The sequence below is a fragment of the Serratia sp. SSNIH1 genome, from assembly GCF_002935055.1.
Lineage (GTDB): Bacteria > Pseudomonadota > Gammaproteobacteria > Enterobacterales > Enterobacteriaceae > Serratia > Serratia nevei.
Genome location: NZ_CP026383.1, coordinates 4,059,965 through 4,077,446, shown reverse-complemented (window position 1 = coordinate 4,077,446; position 17,482 = coordinate 4,059,965). Strand labels below are relative to the sequence as shown.

Here is a 17,482-nt window from a genome sequence, read left to right as displayed (position 1 = left end):
GACGGGGAGAAGCGCCGCATTTAGCGGCTCTTTTCCATGACTCCCGAAGATCGGGCTATGCCCCGGCAAGGGGAGGGTGATGATTATGCCTTGGAAAAATGAACCAAACATCCTTTCAATGCTGCTTGCTTTCGGCATGACGCTGCTGGGGGCGATCGCCAGCTATTCCTTCAAGGTCTTGAACGGCGAAACCTTTAGCTGGAGGACGCTGTTCTTGCAGCTGTTCGTCTCTATTTTCGCCGGTTTGACCATGGTGATGATTGCGCTGCATTACGACTGGCCTTCGGAGGTGATGGGCGGCGTATGTGGCATGGCGGGATGGTCGGGAGCATCGCTGATCAAGGCATTGGAACGCCGATTTCTCAATAAAGCGTCAGGAGGAAACCATGAAGATAAGTGACGATGGCATGGCGCTGATCAAGCGTTTCGAAGGTTTGCGATTGCAGGCTTATCAGGACTCGGTCGGCGTTTGGACCATCGGCTACGGTTGGACCCAGCCGGTCGCAGGACGAAAAGTGGGTGCCGGCATGGCGATCGATGCCGCAACGGCCGAGCATTTGCTGCTGTGCGGCATCGCCCAATTCGAACAGGGCGTCGAACGGCGGGTGGCGGTGACGATCACGCAGGGGCAGTTCGATGCGCTGGTGAGCTTTGCCTATAATCTGGGCCTGCGCGCGCTGGAGAACTCGACGCTGCTGCGCCGGTTGAACGCCGGCGATTGGCAGGGAGCGGCCGACCAGTTCGGTCGATGGGTCAATGCGGGCGGCGTGCGGCTCGATGGGTTGGTTGCCCGGCGCGCGGCGGAACGCGCGCTGTTTCTGTCCTGATGCCCGAATACGTCTGCACAACGATTCCCCCCTCAAAACGACGGAGACCTTGCCCGAATGATTGAAGATGAAATCCAACGCTCGCTGGCCGCGCTAACCCATCTGGCGGCTTACCCGCTGATCTTGCCGGATTCGCAGCAAGAAGGCGTGACCTATCAGAAGATCAGCGATCTGAAAGTGAACACCGGTCTGGTTGACAGCTCGCTGGTGCAGAGCCGTTTTCAGATCGTGCTGTACGTGATCGACGATTACTCCCGGCTGATCGCTCTGGATAAGGCGGTTTTGAATGCCTGGGAAGGGGTTCGGCATGGCCATATCGGTCAATGGCCGGTACAGGCGGTCACGCGCAGTACCCTTTTGCAGAGCGCCACGCCCCTGGCGGATAACCGCGTTCAGTATCGGATGGCGCGCGATTACCTCATCACGCATTCCGAGGTGGCGGTGTGATCGCCATGAAGGTTTCCGGCATGGCGGAATTGACTCGCCGGTTGGAAACGATTCGGCGCGAGGTCACCAGCCACATTCTGCCGGAAGCCGGCCACGCCGCGTTGGCCCCGGTCCTTGGCTCGATGCGGCAGTGTGCCGATCGGGGGGCGCCAAACAGCGAACCCTCGCTGAGCGCCGGCATCGCGATACGCCCGGCCGTTGCTGGATGGAACGCGGTGACGTTGCGCGTCGGCCCCAGTAAACAGCATTACCACCGAGCCCTGGCGCAGGAGTACGGCACGGCAACGCAAGCCGCCGCCCCGTTTATTCGCCCTGCGTTGGATCACCATAAGCACCAAGTGTTACGCATCCTGGCGGCTAACGTCCGCTATGGCATCGAAAACCGGTAGCGACCGCTACCATCCTTCATCAAAAAAGAGAGAGAAAAACTATGGCTGATAAAACTTCGCCAGAATACGCCATGCTGCCTGCCGGCACTATCGTCAAATGGGGCACCGTTGGGGCTGCGCCCACGGCCATGAAGGCGCTGACCAACTGTAAAGCGGTGGGTGAAATGGGGCAAACCGGCGGTTTTGTCGATTGCACCACGCTGCTGGATACCGCCAAGCAGTTTATTTCCGACCTGCCGGAAGGCGCGGAGAAATCCATCGGTTTCATCGACGATCCGTCCAACGCCGATTTCGCGGCGCTGCTGAATGCGGCGGACAAGCGCGAAACGGTACAGTTTTACGTCGAGCTGCCGAACGGCCGCACTTCCACCTCCATCCTGTCGCTGTCCGGCTGGAAAATGAATGAGATCACCGCCCCGGCGAGTGAAGTCATTCAGATTACCGTTCAGGGCAAGCAAAACAGCAACACCTGGGGCTCGGTTACCCCGAAGGTGTGACGAACCGACGATCGCGCTGGGTTAACGCCTGAGGGCGCTCGACGCGATCGCTTCTGCCGCGGGCCATGTGGCCTGCGGCAATTTTCTTCATGCAGAGCACATGATATGAACAAGGAAAAACCGATGACTGAGAAATACGATCTGAAAGCGCTGAAAGCGGCGCTGCTGAAATCCGACGACCACGTGATCGAAACGCAGATCTTTGGCGCCAAAGCCTTTATCCGCCGCCTGAAAGCGGCGGAACTGCAGGAAAACGAAGACGGCATGAAGGCCGCCATCGACAGCGGCGACATGAACAAAGCCGCGCAGCTCAACGTGCAGCTGCTGCTGTCTTGCCTGATGACGCCGGACGGCAAACGCATCCCGGCCGGCGCCCTGCCGAGCGTAGACGATCTGCTGGCGGCGCACGACAACCCGACGCTGGTCGAAGCCATCGGCACCGTTAAGCGCCATGCGGTCGGCAGCCTGGAGGAAGCGGAAAAAAACTGACTGACTCGCCCTGGCTGATGTTGGTGTTCCAACTGGCCGATCGCTGGGGTGAGTCGGATCCTCGCAAGATCGCCGCGCTGCCGGCGCACATTCTGAATCACTGGCGGGCATACTTCAAACTGCAAGGCATGACGGCCGATGCGGCGGAGAGTGCCCCCGTTCATCAATCCGGTCAGCCCGCGCAAAGCAGTATTGATATGCAGTGTGCTGACGTTATGCGAGTGCTGGGAAATGGCTGATACCGCACAGTTGGTCGTCGGGTTGCAACTGAATGACACCAACTTTAAAAACAAACTGACGGCGGCTTACCGTACCGCCGGAGAACAATCCGCCAAATTTAACCGCCAGGCTCAGCAGGATGCGAAGAAGACCGACGAGTCGTATCAACGCATCGGCGGCACGCTTGGCGGCCTGGCGGGGAAACTGGCGGGGCTGGCCGGCGTCGAGCTATCGCTGCAGGGGCTCGCCGCCACCTCGCGCCAGTATGGACAGGCGCTCACCGAACTTGCGTCCATCACCGTCGCCGCGACGGCGCAGATGAAGCAGCTGGACGACGCGGCCCGCCAGGCGAGCAGCGCTTCCGGCGAAGGCGGCAGCCGCGCGGAGGAGATGCTGAAACTGGCCGGCGGCCTGAATGACAGCGCGGCGGCCTGGCGCGATCAGGCGGCGGCGGCGCGCGGGGCGGCGCAGGCGACGGCCGGCGTCGGTTCTGCCTCTCGCGTCGCCAACATCGCGCTGGGTGCGCTTGGCGGCCCGATCGGTGTCGCCATCCAGGCGGGGTTGGCGATGCTGTACTTCCATGAGCAAAACAAATTGGCCCGCGAGTCGGCTTTGGCATTGAAAGATGTGGCGGCCGAGACGGGCGAAGATCTCAGTAAACTCTCCAAGGCAAAGCTCGCCGTCAAAATTGATACCTTCGACGATCAGTTAAAGACGCTCAGTGAGGAAAAAGCCAAGATCGAGAACCAGCTGGCGCGTAGTAGCGATATCCGACTTGCTCTCTTAGAGCGCCGAAGCAAAGGGATGTTGGGATTCCTCTACTCTGATCCAAAAGAGGTGAGGAAAGAACGAAACGCCTTGCAAGCGCAGTTGGAAGATATCATTAAGGGTGAGAAAGCGATCCGGCTCCGGCGAAACAACGCCGTCAATGCACAGAATGGCAACGACAGCCATGTTGAGACCAAACCTGATAAGCCTAAGGGCCATCAAGCAAGCGTCACTCCTGTCGGTCGTATTTTTAGCGATAACGGCAAGCAGCAGGCTCTTGATCAGTACCAACAACTGCGTCAGGAAATCGAGCAGGCGCATCTGAGCAGCCTCGAAAAAATCACCCAGGATGAACAAAGTGCGCAGGCCAAGCTGGCGTCAACGGCCAAGGCGGCCGGTGCCGGGCAGGCCGATGTGCAGCGTGCGATGGCGCTGAACGCCGAGAAGTACCAGCGGCAGCGGCAACAGCTCGCTGAACAATACGCGCCAGGGCAGGCGGCGGTGCGTAAAGAGCAAGAGGTTGGCAAGGAGCTGAAGGCGTTGTATGACGGGCGGCTGTTGACCGAACGCGAGTACCACACCGCCAGCCGGATGCAGCAGCAAGAAACGACGCGCCAGCGGTTGAAGGCTGAAACCGATGCGCTTGCCGCGCCGCGTATGAACATTGCCGGTGATGTGGATCCGGTCGCTCGCCTTAACAACCAACTGGTGCAGCAGCAGGCGCAATACCAGGCTTACTACCAGCAAGGCATTCTGGATAAACAGCGCTATGAACAGCTGATGCAGGCGGCGACGCAAGAATCGTCGGACGCTCAGTATCAGCAGGCGCTGAGCCTGTTCGGCGGGCAGAGCCGCGTGCACAAGATGGCGCTGGGGCTGGTGGATATGACGCGGGAACGGACCTCCGGCATGATGTTCGATCTGCTGACCGGGACGCAAAACTTTAAGCAAAGCATGCTCGGTTTGATGACCTCCATGACGCAGTCCATCATCCAGCAACTGATCGATCTGGCGATGCAGGCGCTGTTGACCAGAACCATTCTTTCCACCTTTATGAATATCGGCAGCGGCTTGCTGGGCGGGGCTGCAAGCGCCGGCGCGGGCGCGGCCGGTTCAGGCGCGATGGGCATGCCGACCGGTTGGCAAGGCTATGTCCCCAACGCCAAAGGCGGCGTATACGCCTCGCCCTCGCTGAGCGCATTCAGCGGCCAGATCGTCAGCAATCCCACGTTGTTCGCGTTCGCCAGAGGTGCCGGTTTAATGGGCGAAGCCGGGCCGGAGGCCATCATGCCGCTCAAACGCGGCGCGGACGGTTCGCTTGGCGTGCGGGCGATCGGCGGCGGCCAGCAGCCTGCGGCGGCGCCGAATGTCTACATCACCATCGAGAACGGCGGCAACGTCAGTTCGCAGGCCGATCCGGGATGGGGCGAGTTCGGTAAACAGATGGGCAATATCGCCGCGCAGGAAAGCCAAAAGGTGATCAACCGCAACCTGATGCCGGGCCAGCCGATTTGGAAAGCAATCAAGGGGATGTAATGGGCATTCAGACATTTGAATTTCCGGCGCGCGTCAATGCCGCCGGCGATATGCGTTTTCGCGTCAGAAAGGCGCAGTTTGGCGACGGCTATGCGCAGGTCTCCGGCGACGGCATTAACCCGATCGTGCGCTCCTGGGATCTGACCTTTGTCGGCAAGTATGACTACATCACGCCGATCATCGTCTTTCTGGAAAACCATCACGGGGTGAAGTCCTTCCAATGGACGCCACCAACTCAGGTTCCCGGCCTGTACCGCTGCGAGGGCTATAAGCCGGTCGCCATGGGCGGGGACAACTATTCACTGACGGCCACGTTTACCGAGGCCTTCCACGTTTAACCGGGGGGAGATGATGCTGAATTCAGATTTGCAAAAGCTGGAGCCGGGCAACCGCATCCGCCTGATTGAGGTAGACGGCACCCGATTTGGCGCCGATATTCTGCGCTTTCATTGCGATACCCTGCCTTTTACGCCGCAAGAGCTGGCTGCCGCCGGTGGTGATGAAACCAAACTGCTGGCGAAATCGGTCTGGTGGCAGGGGCAGGAATACGGCCCGTGGCCGTTTAGCGTCGAAGGGTTGGAGATCTCCGCCGACAGCCAGGGCAATGCGCCCAAGCTGTCGGTCGCCAATATCAATGGCCTGATCAGCGCGCTCTGCCTGCAGTTTGAGGACATGGCGCAGGCCAAGGTGCGGATCCACGACACGCTGGTGCACTACCTTGATGCCCGCAACTTCCCGCAGGGGAACTCTTCGGCCGATCCGCTGCAGGAAAAGCTGCAGGTGTTCTACATCGATCGCAAGGCGACGGAAAGCGACGAGGCGGTGGAATTCGAGCTCTCCAGCCCGGCGGACCTGCGGGGATTGCGCATTCCGACCCGGCAAATCCACAGCCTGTGCACCTGGTGCTCGCGCGGCGGCTATCGCACCGGCAAGGGCTGCGATTACGCCGGTAGCCGTTACTTTGACGACAAGGGCAATCCGGTGGATGACCCGAGCCAAGATCGCTGCGGCGGGCTGCTGAGCGACTGCCAAAAACGCTTTGGCGAGCACGAGCCGCTGCCGTTCGGCGGCTTCCCCGGCGCGGCGTTAATCCGGCAGTAGGGGGCGAGCATGAAAGAAAAAACCGCGGCGGCCATTATGGCGCACGCCAGGGCCGAGTATCCGCGCGAATGTTGCGGCGTGGTGGCGCAAAAGTCCCGCGTGGAGCGCTATTTCCCGTGCCGCAACCTGGCGGACAATCCCACCGAGCAGTTTCATCTGGCGCCGGAAGACTACGTGGCCGCTGCCGAATGGGGCACCATCACCCTCATTGTGCACAGCCACCCGGACGCCACCACGCAGCCGAGTGAACTGGACAAGGCGCAGTGCGACGCGATGGAGTTGCCCTGGGCGATCGCCAGCTGGCCGGAGGGAGATTTGCGCACCCTCTTGCCGCGCGGCGAACTGCCGCTGGTGGGCCGCCAGTTCGTGCTGGGGCATACCGATTGTTGGGGGCTGGTCATGAGCTACTACCGGCAGGAGCACGGCCTGGCGTTGCCAGATTATCGGGTTGATTATCCGTGGTGGGAACGGGGTGAAAACCGCTATCTGGATAACTGGCACGCGTGCGGTTTTCGCGAGTTTGGCGGCTCGCCGCAGCCAGGAGATATGGCGATCATGCAGGTTTCGGCGCCGGTGGCCAACCACGCCGGCATTCTGCTGGCAGATGGCCTGTTGCTGCACCATATGTACGGCATGCTCAGCCAGCGGGTGCCTTACGGCGGTTACTGGAAGGAGCGAACGGTGAAGGTGTTGCGCCACAAAGCCCTGATGTGATGCTATCATTCCACTTTTCAACTTAAGGAAAAGGGTAATGAAGAAAATAATCTCTGCGCTGGCTTTGTGTTTTATGACTTCTTTTTTTGCTAATGCAACTACACTGGATGCATATCTTAGTCATCATAAAGAAATAGACGAAGATCCAATTCTTGGTGAGTATGTAAGGAAGTGGGCTTGGTTTATGGCATTAATGGATGCTCAGCAAAAATATAATACGTCAGACTCAAAAAAAATTAACGAACTACTTGATGCAAAAGGTGATAGATATGGTGCGTTGAGTATTAGAAAACTTTCAACAGACTGTAAAAATGGAACCACAGCGCTAGGTGGTATTGAACTTAATAAGCGCGAATGTAAAATAATAATAAATAGCGCCCGCAAGTAAATATATAGCCCCATTCTAGTGGGGCTTTTTATTGGAGGCTGTATGGATTTTATTGATATTCCTCTCAGAACCATTCGTTTTCATGGTCCCATGATTAAGGTTTTCGGCCGTGAATTTAAATATCGGGCGCCAACGGTGCCAAAAGCGATCGATGCGATGAAAAATCTGCTTCCAGGCTTTGAACGCTACATGCTTGAGGCGCACAAACGCGGCCTGACATTTTCTATTTTCGTCGGTAAACGCAATGTCGGGCAGGATGAGCTGGAGCTCACCAAAGGGACGGAAGAGATTCACCTTGTTCCCGTCGTGATTGGGAGCAAGCGCGCGGGCTTATTCCAGACCGTGCTGGGTGTGGCGCTGGTTGCCGTGGCTATGTATGTTTCAGCGGGGAGTGCGGCAGGTGCCATGGGGGCATTTGCGGCGGGTGGGGGAACGGGCATGGCGGCGATGGCTGGTGCTTCCATGGCCCTCGGTGGCATTCTCCAAATGCTTTCCCCGCAAATGGGCGGGCTGCGCATGCGGCAAGGCCCGGAAAATAAACCGAGCTATGCCTTTGGCGGGCCGGTCAATACCACGGCGCAGGGCAACCCCGTCGGCGTGCTGTACGGCACGCGTGAAATTGGCGGGGCGATTATCTCCGCAGGCATTTATACCGAAGACCAGCAATAACCATCATCCGTTTGAACAGACAGCCGCAATAGCGGCTTTTTTTATGGGCGAAATATGGCACAGAACATGATCCGTGGGCGAAAAGGCGGCGGCGGTGGCGGCCACACGCCGGTAGAATCGCCGGACAGCATTCAGTCGATCGCCAGAGCGAAGATGTTGTTCGCATTGGGCGAAGGGGAGTTTGCCGGCGGGCTGGATGGCACAAACATTTTTGTTGACGGTACGCCGGTGCTGAGCAGCGACGGAACGGAAAACTTTCCCGGTTTCCGCTGGGAATTCCGCCCCGGTTCGCAGGCGCAGGAATATATCCAGGGCATTCCCGCCGTTGAGAATGAGATCTCGGTCGGCAGCGAACTGAAAAGCGGCGCGCCGTGGGTGCGTTCCGTCGCGAACCTGCAACTTTCCGCCGTCCGCCTGCGTCTGGGGTGGCCCATGCTGCAAAAGCAGGCGGACAACGGCGACGTCAACGGCTATCGCATCGAGTATGCCATCGACGTGGCGACCGACGGCGGCAGCTACCAGGAGGTGCTAACGGCGGCGATCGACGATAAAACCACCTCGCTGTATGAACGCTCGCACCGCATCAACTTGCCGAAGGCCACCACGGGATGGCAGCTGCGCGTGCGTCGGTTGACGCCTAACGCCAACAGCGCCCGGATCGCCGACCGTATGAATATCGAGGCGCTGACCGAAATCATCGACGCCAAGCTGCGCTACCCGAACACCGCGCTGCTTTACGTGGAGTTCGACTCGAAGCAGTTCCCCAACATCCCGAAGATCAGCTGCAAACCGCGCGGCCGCCTGATCCGCGTACCGGACAACTACGATCCGCAAACGCGCAGCTATACCGGTATCTGGAGCGGCGGCTTTAAGTGGGCCTACAGCGATAACCCGGCGTGGGTGTTTTACGACATTATTTTAGCCGAGCGTTTTGGCCTGGGCGATCGCATCGACGCTTCCCAGGTTTCCGAGTCCGAGCTGTATCGTATCGCGCAGTATTGCGATCAGCCGGTGCCGGATGGGCGCGGCGGCGAGGGCATGGAGCCGCGCTTTACCTGCAACGTTTATCTGCAGTCGCGGGAAGAGGCCTGGACGGTGCTGAGCGATTTAGCCGGCATTTTCCGCGGCATGACCTATTGGGGGCAAAACCAAATGGTCGCCCTGGCGGACATGCCGCGTGATATGGACTTCACCTACACCCGCGCCAACGTCATCGACGGCAAGTTTACCTACTCGTCCGCCAGTGAGCGCACCCGCTACAGCACCGCGATGGTCAGCTGGTCCGATCCGGGCAACCATTACGCCGATGCGATAGAGGCGGTATTCGACAGCGATCTGGTGCGCCGCTACGACGTGAACCAGACCGAGTTGACGGCCATCGGCTGCACCACGCCGAGCGAAGCGAACCGCCGCGGCCGCTGGGCGCTGTTGACCAACAGCAAGGATCGCACGGTCAGCTTCTCCGTGGGGCTGGACGGCATGATCCCCATGCCGGGGCATATCGTCGGCGTGGCGGACCAGATGCTGGCCGGGCGGGTGATTGGTGGGCGCCTCAGCGGCGTGGACGGCCGTAAACTGACGCTGGACAGGAAGCCGGGCGCCAAAGTCGGCGATCGCCTGATCGTCAACCTGCCTTCCGGCCGGGCGCAGGCGCGCACCGTGCAGGCGGTGAATGAACGCGTAGTGACCGTCACCACCGCCTACAGCGAGGCGCCGGCGCCGGAGGCGGCCTGGTCCATCGACGCGGACGATCTGGCGGTGCAGCTTTACCGCGTGGTGGGCATCGCCGATAACGGTGACAACACCTATACCGTCAACGCGGCGGAACACGATCCGAACAAGTACGCCCGCATCGATACCGGCGCGCGTATCGACGATCGGCCGATTTCCATCATTCCGCCCGGCGTGCAGGCACCGCCGAAAAACATCACCATCGACAGCTACTCCTCGGTGAGCCAGGGTATCGCCATTACCACCCTGCGCGCCGCCTGGGGTGCGGTTGAAAATGCCATCGCCTATGAGGCCGAATGGCGCAAAAATAACGGCAACTGGGTGTCGGTGTCGCGCACCTCGGCGCTCGGTTTCGAGGTGCCGGGCATTTACGCCGGCCGTTATCGGGTGCGGGTGCGGGCCATCAATGCCAGCAATGTGTCGTCCATCTGGGCGACCTCGATGGAAACCTACCTCAAGGGCAAAGAGGGTAAGCCGCCGATGCCGGTCGGCTTCAAGGCATCGCCTTTGCTGTGGGGCATTCAGCTCGACTGGGCGTTCCCGTCCGGCGCTGAAGATACGCTGAAAACCGAAATTCAGTATGCGGACAACGCCGCCGGGAATAACGCGATGCTGCTGGCCGATATCCCGTATCCGCTGCATACCCATACCATGACCGGCCTTAAGGCGGGGCAAGAGTTCTGGTTCCGCGCGCGGCTGCAAGACCGCACCGGCAATCAGGGGGACTGGACGGGCTGGGCCGCCGGGCAGGCGAACGCGGACGCCGGTGACTACCTGGAGAGCATCGGCGACGATCTCCTGACCGCGAAAGACGGCGAGCGGCTGGTGGGCGATATCGACACCAACATCGACGCCATCTTGCAGAATGCGCTGGCCAACAACGCGACGGTGGATCACCAGTGGGCGCAGTACGGCACGGTGCGCGCCGATATCATGGTGGTGAAAACCACCATCGCGGAGGTCGATCGCGGGCTGGCCGAGATGAAAACCCAGGTGCAGGCGCAGATTGACGACGTAGCGGCGGTGCTGGAAGACAAACTGACGGCGACGGTAGACGCTGACGGCGCCACGGCCATCCATACGCTGAAAGCGGGCGTGCGGGTGAACGGCACCTTCTACAACGCGGGCATGTCGATCGCGGTATTGGCGGAAAACGGCAGGCCGGTCACCACCCGCGTGGGCTTTAACGCCAATCAGTTCGTGCTGATGAGCGGCAGCGACGACACGCAATACTCGCCGTTCGCTGTGGTTAACGGCCAGGTGTTTATCAGCGATGCCTTTATTAAGGATGCGTCGATAACCAATTCAAAAATTGGAGAATACATCAGCTCGAATAATTACATTCCAGGGATGATGGGGTGGTCCATACGAAAAGATGGTTACGCAGAGTTCCAAAATGTAACCGTTAGAGGGGATGTTTATGCTAATTACGGTGTGTTGAATAACGTAATTATCAATGAAAATTGTACTGTTAAAGGTACTGTTTATGCTGAAAATATAGTGGGTGATGTGGTTTCAGCCGGCTCCTGGGGGAAGATAGAGGTATTCGGCGTTAATGGGGCACAACACAGATATTTTACCGGTGGCTTACCGTATGAGTCAGTTTTGATTGTTACAAACCCCGCTTTATATACTGGAACAACAGCGGGTAGCAGTGGGTGGGTATATATAAATGTTAATGGAAAAACATATTACAGAGGGAGGGCTTCTTCTGGTAATCGCTATGATTCATCTATTGTTGTAGATGTTCCACCGTACGGAACTGTTGATATGGAATTTGGGATAACCGGAGCCGCTTCAGGGCAATTTTGGGGAAATGATGGGCCTATTTCCGTAATGGTTTTTCGCAAAGGGAATAATAGGTTTCACGACTAACAATTAATAAGATATCAGGAGGTTTTATGCCAGCAGGCACTCTTACCCTAACGAACAACTCCGCCGTAGTGAAAGGCACGGGGACGGCATTCAATACCGAACTGAAAGCCGGTGATTTCATCGTGAGCGTTGTCGGCGGCGTCACCTATACGCTACCGGTTAAAACCGTTGATAGCGCCACACAGGCGACGCTGATCAAAGCCTATGATGGCCCAACGCAGGCAGGAGCCGCGTGGTATGCCGTACCGCGTGACGCGATGAACACCATTACCGCCCAGCTGGCCGCAGAGACGGCGAAAGCGTTACGCGGATTGAACCTTGATAAAAACAACTGGCAGCAGGTATTCAGCGGCACCGGAAACATTACGGTGACATTACCGGATGGCAGCTCGTTTACCGGCCCGGCATGGAGCAGCTACGGGGGGGCAGCTTGAGCAATTAAGGACCGATGTAAATACCGTAGCAAAGACTACGGATGGTAAGTTAGGGAAGTCAGATAATTTGAGTGATTTAAAAGACAAAGAGACTGCAAGAAATAACTTGCAGTTGGGAAAAAAAGATACTGTCTGGCATGCGGCCATGGAGCTTTCAAGTGCTTTACCGTTTATTGATTTCCATTACCAAAATAGTGAAGCTGACTACTCCGTTCGGTTGATTTGTGATTCTGCTGATAAACTCACATGCTCTCATCAATTTAGAGCAAGATCGTATTCTTGTAGGAATGGAGTTAATGGCGGGTATAACTCAAATCAATTTAACTTTTTCTGGAATGCCAATTCTCAATTAGAGGCGTGGGTAGATGCAACTATGGTAGGTTCAGTCGCATTTAACGCATCTGACGAGCGCATAAAAAAAGAAATTGAAACGGCAAGTGATAACCTTGCCATGGCAATGAGGTTACGGCCAGTAACGTTCCGTTATAAAAATATTGGGGTGTGGAACGATTCCACTGCCCAGCGTGGGTTTATAGCGCAAGAGGTAGCTGAGGTTGTTCCTGAGGGGGCGTATGGTGAGGTTTTCCCAGAAGACAGTGATCAAGAAACACCAACAAATCCAATGGGTATAAATATCCTCCCGTTAATTTCAGTTCTAACTGGTGCGGTGCAGGAACAGCAAGAACTAATCACTAAGTTAACTGAGCGAATCGACCATCAGGACGAGTTAATTAAATCATTACTGGAGAAATAAAAGATGGCATTAATCAGCGGTTTATTAAAGGGGCCTTATGGCGATCCCCGCTCTGGCGTAACTATCACTATGCGCTCGATTAAAACATCGTCTACGGTGTTGAATTTGGCAAAGTCCCAATCGGTGACGGATGACGGCGGTAAATACTCCTTATCTGTGGAGCCTGGTGCATACGAAGTCATTGTGTCTGTTTACGGCTCTCAGCCGGAACGGGTAGGTACCATAGAGGTCTATACCGATTCCCTGCCCGGCACGCTCAATGATTTCCTTCGCCGTCCAGGTGAAAGTGACATTACCCCGGAGATTGTGCAAACCGTCGATCGTTTGCGCGCTGACGCTGCATTATCAGCAGATAAATCAGCAGCATCAGCCGCGGCCGCGAAAATCAGTGAAAATAATGCGTCGGCCACTTTAGCGAATGCAGCAAAGAGTGGTGCTAACTCAGACATTACATCACTGTCTGGCCTGAAAACAGCGCTTAGTATCTCGCAGGGGGGGACGGGGGCAAAAGTTGCCTCCGATGCTGCCCAAGGAGTTCTGTCAACAAGTATTTATGATAGATTCACGTCAGCATTTGTTGGTAATAATGCATGGATGAAAATCACAGTTAAATTTTCAGATACTTCGAATGGCAAAACCATTGGCTTTATTATCATTGGCGGCTCGTTATATAACGGAAGTCCGTTACAGCAAGGCGTTCAGTTCGTTACCATTAAAACAGGTAACACGAATAAAGATGGCCTTAGTAATGCTGTTATTCATACGCTGTATGGTGCAAATAATCGAACAATTAAAGAAGCGAAGTTGAACACGTTAGCTGATGGGCTTACTGTTGAGCTTTATTGCCGAGTAGACCAGTTTTCGAGTGATACCGGCGCATTCCTGTTGCCAAGCCGACACGCCAATATCAGCGATGTCTCATTTTCAAATGTGCAGGTGTTGCCAGCGAATATTCCCGCGACTGCATCTGATGCCCGCGTGCTGTTTATCGATGCCTGGACTAATCAGAATACGACAACAGACTCAAACGGTTTTATCAAGAAAGCTTCGCCGATTATCAGACTTTCCAGCGCGCCGGAAAAGATGGCTGATGATTACCTGGATGGATTTACGCTGTCAGGCTATGCGGCTGTTAACGGTGAAGCCGAGGGGGTATCAGCTGAACGTGTTTCAGTTGGCGTTTACAAAGTCACCGGCGCGTTAGGTTTTGCGGAAGAGGGCTGGAACATCGAAGTGCCGCAGGACGTGAACGGCAATCGCCTGTGCTTTGTCTCAGCTAACACCGGCAAGGATGGCACTATCTATGTGAAGGTCAGCAAACGCCGCTTTGACATTGACACTGCTGCGATTGTAGCTGGTGAACCGATGGATATCCCGGAAGGGCGCTGGATCGATCTGCGCCTCGCCATGCCGGCGCGTGAAGAGGTGGAAGTGTTGCCGCCGGACGCGCTGGTATCAAACGATGACGTGTCATCGGAAACCAACGCGGTTTCATAAATAAAGTGGATGCCAGGTAAAATGCCGGTGCAGTAGGTTTTTGGCCGCCTATTGCATCGGCGCCGGCATTATCACCGAGAGGCTCGGGCAAACACGCGGCCCGTTCCGCCCGGCAAACTCCCGCTGAGTGGGAGTCAATAGCGTTACTGCCCGTCAAATATCCGTGACCAGCCACTGATCCACTTCTTCGAACATCTCTTCCAACATTCGGTTCAGCTTCTCACGATCGCTTTTGCTGGCGTCGGAGTTCAGGCCGTTGGCCTGCATCGGTTTTACGCGCACTTCGGCTTCAGGAAACAGCGCATGCACGCGTTTTTCCAGCTCGTTGCGAATGATCTCGGCGGCGTTGGGTAGCCCAGCGACGTTGCGCTTGTCGTACACTAATTCTACAAACATGACTCACCTGTAAATACTGATTTAATGTACAGTATTCTGGCCTGAGGAAGGCGGGTTGGCAAGAGGGAGGCGCAATTTTGTATGAGGCGTTCATTCATTCTTGCTTGCGCAGCGGGCGGCCAAGCCTGCCCACTGCATCATTTTCTTACGTCTGGCCAGTGGCCTGCATTTTCCCTCCTCACTTCGCGCGTGAATCTTCAAAGGGCGTGATCATTCCCGCAGTCTGCATTTTTCTCCCTTAAAAATCAGTACGTAAGGCGGTGGCGTCGGGCCGGGGCTCCCTGGTGTTGGAGGCCCGGCGCCACCTTTCTGGTCGCCGTTCTTGGCATAATGTTGCTCAACGCAGGTATGCGCCGGAACTCGGCGCTACGGGCGCTGACGCAGCGTCTTCGCGTTCTGACGGAGAAAAAATCCCGAGTGTTGGGCACTAGTCGCTCTATGAGCGCTGAATAAGGCACTCATCTCATTTCGTTTAAAATTAAACCGGGATGCGGTTTGCTCTCCAGGTGGGCTTTCTTGCACTAAATTGCTGCGAGGTTAATGATCAGTATTTTAGTTCCTCCCGCGGCAGCTATGGCGTGAATGCGATGAAGATATCCCGGGCGTTGTAAATCGCCTCTTAAGCTTGATGAACGGGATATGAGTTAGCCTGCTTAGATAGCTTTTTATAAGTAAAATGAATCATTTCAATAAAAACCAGTCACGTTCATCAAGAAAGATGATTTGCAATAAGATCATTTTATTACAATAATTTTTCTGTGTTTTTCGTCCGTCGCTCGCTCAGGATCATTGTCATGGCCACCTTGTAAGTGGTTTAATGTTTTTAATTCACTTTAACGAAGCTAAAGTATAGGTTTAAAACATTATAATGCAACCAAACAACATTAAAATATCAGAAGAAAATGGTATGTCATTGAAAATGATAGGCGAAAACCTCACTTACCTCATGCGCATGCACGGGATTGACGCCAGTCGGTTGAGCAGCGAAACAGGGATAGGTATTGCCACCATCAATAATCTGAGGAAAGGGGTGGGGAATCCCACGATCGCCACGCTTGCGTCCATTGGTGAATTTTTCAGCGTAAAAGTAGGGGAGCTGACTGACAAGGATTTAAGCGTCACAGGGGAGGCCAAACACAATGTGAGATCGCTGCCGCTCATTAGCTACAGCGATGTAGAGCGTTTTCTGGCCAACAGGGTCAGAACGGCAGATACCTATACGACGGAAGTCGATGACATGACGGACGATTCGCTGTTTGTGGCAGAGATAACGAATAATTCACTGTCGCCTGAATTAGACCGTGGAACGTATTGTGTGATCTCCCTCAAGGAGCCATTTTGTGATGGTGACATCGTCCTTGTTAAGCTGAAAAATTACCCAATATGCTTAAGGCGAGTTTTTGTTTCTGACGACGACTTGTTGTTTACAAATATCTCATTAGATTCAGATAGCAGCGTGAAGTCCTATAGCGATTATGCGATCGTCGGTGTTCTGGTGAAAACGATAAAGAGGCTGAAATAAATGGGTTTATTTAACATAATGAGAAGGCTAAGAAAAATATACTCTCCCAGTTACCTCTATACGTTAGATCGCAGCGTGATCCGAACGGCGGATGGATATTGGCTTTTCAAAGAGTTTGGCACCCATACTTTCGTGAAAAAAAACTGGGGGCAACTCATCGAGGGCGATTTTCTCAGGCACGTTAACCCGAAAGACATCGCTTTTATCGCCGAGACTGAGTCTAAAATAAAAATCGCCTCGGCCAAACTGTCGATTCATGAAGAAAAAAGAAACTGTATGTGGACGTTGAAAAACGACGTTGACTCGATATCAATATCGGGGGCGGATTTCCTAAAGGATCGCGATCTTGTCGACAAAACCGAGTCCTTGGATGCGACGAAAATAGCCTTTTATGCCGGGGTAAAAGAAGGCAGAGCACTCTCTGCCTCTTTGAAAAATGCAAAGAAAAGCGACAAGTCTAAAAAAACAATACTGACGTTGATTAAATAAACCAGGGTTCGACGTGAATATGCTCATCGAACGTAATTACGCTGAAAGCCGAGTTGTCTATGCTGCTGACATCGCTTGTGCCGTTTTTCCATTGCGAACAAATTGCCGGGGAAACAGAGATTAAGGTTTCCCCCAGCTTTCTTTGGAATAACGTATGCGCATGGCCTGAGCCGATAAACTTAACGTTCAATCGTTGGCAGAGGCTCAAAAGCTCCTCAGCATTGTTTAACATACAGCTATCAACAATCGGGGTGCCTACAGGAATAGGGTGATGATGCAAGAAGACGGCGACCTTTTTATTGCCACTTGCGACGATGGCTTTTTCAAGCATGTCGAGCGATTGCGTCGAGATCCTGCCGAAATCTTCGTTATCAACCACCGAGTCGATGCTGAGCAGGCGCCATTGGTCATCTTCAAACGAGTTTATATCATAGCTGCCGCCCTGTTTACGGGCTACATCGTCCAGGTTCTTTTTGTTGTCGTGGTTGCCTGGGAAAAAATAGAAAGGTAAGGAAGTGCGGTTCATTATCTTAAAGAAGCGCTCATAAGAGGGGATATCGCCATCATGAGAGATGTCACCCGTCACAATGATTAAATCGGCATTGATTTTATCGGCATTGGCGTTAATGAAGTCAATGGCCCTGTCGAAATTAGCAAGATGCTTCGAAGCCAGCGCGCTTTCATTAGGCATAATATGTATGTCGCTAATCTGAATTACTTTCATGCGAGACCCTGTTGAT

At 55.1% G+C, this 17,482-nt stretch carries 20 protein-coding genes and 1 pseudogene; 19 read left to right on the top strand and 2 right to left on the bottom strand.

The window, feature by feature from the left end:
* The first annotated feature begins 79 nt into the window (after positions 1 to 79).
* From C3F38_RS19680 to C3F38_RS26665, 17 genes and pseudogenes are all read left to right on the top strand, one after another.
* Complete coding sequence (locus C3F38_RS19680) at positions 80 to 400, top strand: phage holin family protein (RefSeq protein ID WP_019453678.1); 321 nt, start codon at positions 80 to 82, stop codon at positions 398 to 400.
* Positions 387 to 827: a lysozyme gene (locus C3F38_RS19675; protein ID WP_047730205.1), complete on the top strand. Its 441-nt coding sequence runs from the start codon at positions 387 to 389 to the stop codon at positions 825 to 827. Before C3F38_RS19680 ends, C3F38_RS19675 begins: the two co-directional genes overlap by 14 nt.
* A gap of 57 nt (positions 828 to 884) precedes the next feature.
* Positions 885 to 1,274 (top strand): hypothetical protein, encoded by a 390-nt coding sequence (locus C3F38_RS19670; protein WP_055317193.1) that lies wholly within the window; start codon positions 885 to 887, stop codon positions 1,272 to 1,274.
* 5 nt (positions 1,275 to 1,279) lie between these two features.
* Positions 1,280 to 1,663, top strand: a complete 384-nt coding sequence (locus tag C3F38_RS19665) for an HK97-gp10 family putative phage morphogenesis protein (protein WP_217354345.1) — start codon at positions 1,280 to 1,282, stop codon at positions 1,661 to 1,663.
* Between the two features lie 41 nt (positions 1,664 to 1,704).
* Entirely contained in the window at positions 1,705 to 2,160 is a 456-nt protein-coding gene (locus C3F38_RS19660) for a major tail shaft subunit (RefSeq protein WP_016926946.1), read from the top strand.
* 123 nt (positions 2,161 to 2,283) lie between these two features.
* The gene (locus tag C3F38_RS19655) at positions 2,284 to 2,649 is read left to right on the top strand and encodes a phage tail protein (protein WP_055317208.1); all 366 of its coding nucleotides are present in this window, start codon (positions 2,284 to 2,286) and stop codon (positions 2,647 to 2,649) included.
* Between the two features lie 17 nt (positions 2,650 to 2,666).
* The gene (locus C3F38_RS19650) at positions 2,667 to 2,888 is read left to right on the top strand and encodes a hypothetical protein (RefSeq protein WP_019453673.1); all 222 of its coding nucleotides are present in this window, start codon (positions 2,667 to 2,669) and stop codon (positions 2,886 to 2,888) included.
* Positions 2,881 to 5,172, top strand: coding sequence for a phage tail tape measure protein (locus tag C3F38_RS19645; RefSeq protein ID WP_055317195.1), 2,292 nt, complete (start codon positions 2,881 to 2,883; stop codon positions 5,170 to 5,172). Before C3F38_RS19650 ends, C3F38_RS19645 begins: the two co-directional genes overlap by 8 nt.
* Positions 5,172 to 5,510 (top strand): phage tail protein, encoded by a 339-nt coding sequence (locus tag C3F38_RS19640; RefSeq protein WP_004935824.1) that lies wholly within the window; start codon positions 5,172 to 5,174, stop codon positions 5,508 to 5,510. The genes C3F38_RS19645 and C3F38_RS19640 overlap by 1 nt, the downstream gene beginning before the upstream one ends.
* 10 nt (positions 5,511 to 5,520) lie before the next feature.
* Positions 5,521 to 6,273, top strand: coding sequence for a phage minor tail protein L (locus C3F38_RS19635; protein WP_164491948.1), 753 nt, complete (start codon positions 5,521 to 5,523; stop codon positions 6,271 to 6,273).
* Positions 6,274 to 6,282: 9 nt separating this feature from the next.
* Positions 6,283 to 6,987, top strand: a complete 705-nt coding sequence (locus C3F38_RS19630; RefSeq protein WP_055317196.1) for a C40 family peptidase — start codon at positions 6,283 to 6,285, stop codon at positions 6,985 to 6,987.
* Positions 6,988 to 7,024: 37 nt separating this feature from the next.
* Positions 7,025 to 7,375 (top strand): hypothetical protein, encoded by a 351-nt coding sequence (locus C3F38_RS19625; protein WP_019453668.1) that lies wholly within the window; start codon positions 7,025 to 7,027, stop codon positions 7,373 to 7,375.
* Positions 7,376 to 7,417: 42 nt separating this feature from the next.
* Positions 7,418 to 8,044 carry a tail assembly protein gene (locus C3F38_RS19620; protein ID WP_055317197.1) on the top strand — a complete coding sequence of 209 codons (627 nt, stop codon included), beginning with the start codon at positions 7,418 to 7,420 and terminating at the stop codon, positions 8,042 to 8,044.
* A gap of 54 nt (positions 8,045 to 8,098) precedes the next feature.
* Complete coding sequence (locus C3F38_RS19615) at positions 8,099 to 11,650, top strand: DUF1983 domain-containing protein (protein ID WP_103767476.1); 3,552 nt, start codon at positions 8,099 to 8,101, stop codon at positions 11,648 to 11,650.
* 26 nt (positions 11,651 to 11,676) lie between these two features.
* Positions 11,677 to 12,066 (top strand): annotated as a pseudogene (locus C3F38_RS19610) (tail fiber domain-containing protein); the annotation flags it as partial.
* Positions 12,032 to 12,838: a tail fiber domain-containing protein gene (locus C3F38_RS26900; RefSeq protein ID WP_103767475.1), complete on the top strand. Its 807-nt coding sequence runs from the start codon at positions 12,032 to 12,034 to the stop codon at positions 12,836 to 12,838. The pseudogene C3F38_RS19610 and the gene C3F38_RS26900, both read left to right, overlap by 35 nt.
* 3 nt (positions 12,839 to 12,841) lie before the next feature.
* The gene (locus tag C3F38_RS26665) at positions 12,842 to 14,335 is read left to right on the top strand and encodes a prophage tail fiber N-terminal domain-containing protein (RefSeq protein ID WP_233211712.1); all 1,494 of its coding nucleotides are present in this window, start codon (positions 12,842 to 12,844) and stop codon (positions 14,333 to 14,335) included.
* 153 nt (positions 14,336 to 14,488) lie between these two features.
* Here the strand turns inward: C3F38_RS26665 and C3F38_RS19590 are convergent, their stop codons facing one another.
* Complete coding sequence (locus C3F38_RS19590; RefSeq protein WP_055317200.1) at positions 14,489 to 14,731, bottom strand: DinI family protein; 243 nt, start codon at positions 14,729 to 14,731, stop codon at positions 14,489 to 14,491.
* Positions 14,732 to 15,638: 907 nt separating this feature from the next.
* Here C3F38_RS19590 and C3F38_RS19585 point away from each other — a divergent pair.
* Complete coding sequence (locus C3F38_RS19585) at positions 15,639 to 16,253, top strand: helix-turn-helix domain-containing protein (RefSeq protein WP_049193614.1); 615 nt, start codon at positions 15,639 to 15,641, stop codon at positions 16,251 to 16,253.
* A complete protein-coding gene (locus C3F38_RS19580; RefSeq protein ID WP_038876340.1) occupies positions 16,254 to 16,742 on the top strand; it encodes a hypothetical protein in 489 nt (162 codons plus the stop codon). It abuts the gene before it with no gap.
* Here C3F38_RS19580 and C3F38_RS19575 read toward each other — a convergent pair.
* Entirely contained in the window at positions 16,735 to 17,466 is a 732-nt protein-coding gene (locus C3F38_RS19575; RefSeq protein WP_055317201.1) for a metallophosphoesterase, read from the bottom strand. The genes C3F38_RS19580 and C3F38_RS19575 overlap by 8 nt on opposite strands.
* Positions 17,467 to 17,482: the final 16 nt, after the last annotated feature.